Origin of the sequence: Pseudomonas sp. RW407, from assembly GCF_003176655.1 — a bacterium.
Classification (GTDB): Bacteria; Pseudomonadota; Gammaproteobacteria; order Pseudomonadales; family Pseudomonadaceae; genus Pseudomonas; species Pseudomonas delhiensis.
Window position 1 is genome coordinate 1 of the sequence record NZ_QGSL01000017.1, and the last position, 352, is coordinate 352.

Consider the following 352-nt stretch of genomic DNA (forward strand, 5'->3'; position numbering starts at 1 on the left):
CAGCCAGGCTGATCAGGGGTTTTGGGATAGGTGCTTGACGATGACCTACTCTCACATGGGGAAACCCCACACTACCATCGGCGATGCGTCGTTTCACTGCTGAGTTCGGGATGGGATCAGGTGGTTCCAACGCTCTATGGTCGTCAAGCAATTCTTTCGGATGCTCGTGGCTTGCGCTCACGCTCACCCAGATTCGGGTATGTGACAGGTATTTGCGGTTCACACGAACTTTCGGTTCGTCGACTTCACCGTCTAACACACAAATTGTTTGGGTGTTATATGGTCAAGCCTCACGGGCAATTAGTATCGGTTAGCTCAACGCCTCACAGCGCTTACACACCCGACCTATCAA

The 352-nt window shown here is 52.3% G+C and carries 2 rRNA genes; both read right to left on the bottom strand.

The features are described from left to right. Window positions 1–32: 32 nt before the first annotated feature. Window positions 33–148: ribosomal RNA gene (rrf, locus tag DK254_RS00820) — 5S ribosomal RNA — on the bottom strand. Between the two features lie 131 nt (window positions 149–279). Then, window positions 280–352: ribosomal RNA gene (locus DK254_RS00825) — 23S ribosomal RNA — on the bottom strand; the annotation flags it as partial.